The sequence below is a fragment of the Macrococcus hajekii genome (assembly GCF_004359505.1).
Lineage (GTDB): Bacteria > Bacillota > Bacilli > Staphylococcales > Staphylococcaceae > Macrococcus > Macrococcus hajekii.
The window spans coordinates 1-395 of sequence record NZ_SCWE01000036.1 but is presented as its reverse complement, the minus strand read 5'-3'; the positions used below and the strand labels follow the sequence as shown (position 1 = coordinate 395).

2 pseudogenes are annotated in these 395 nt (G+C 25.8%); both read left to right on the top strand.

The features are described from left to right. Window positions 1–66: 66 nt before the first annotated feature. Window positions 67–192 (top strand): annotated as a pseudogene (locus tag ERX37_RS11750) (replication initiator protein A); the annotation flags it as partial. A 10-nt stretch (window positions 193–202) separates the two neighbouring features. After that, window positions 203–339: pseudogene (locus ERX37_RS11685) on the top strand (protein rep); the annotation flags it as partial. Window positions 340–395 lie beyond the last annotated feature (56 nt).

The following is a 395-nucleotide window of genomic DNA, read 5'->3' as shown; positions in this document are numbered from 1 at the left end:
TAACAATACTGAAATAAATGATATGAATGACTTGAATGATATAGAGTCCGAAAATGAAATTAGTAATCATTCAAGTCAATGCAAGGTTATTTAATGCAAACAATTTTAACTGAATTTGAAGAAACACATGCACTTTATATGCGCCGTAAAAACATGAAACAATATAATATCTTTAATCAATCATTCAAATGATTTTATAACAATCAAAGATACATCAAAATATTTCGTTAAATCATCTGACTTTTTAACTGATAGCGATGAAAAAATCAAGAAATTGTCAGTGATCTAGAAAAAGATTTGTATCGAAAACGTATGTTAAGTTATGGTGGATTGCTTAAATAAAAACATAAAATTTTAAACTTAGACGATGCTGAAGATGGCAATTTAATTAATAC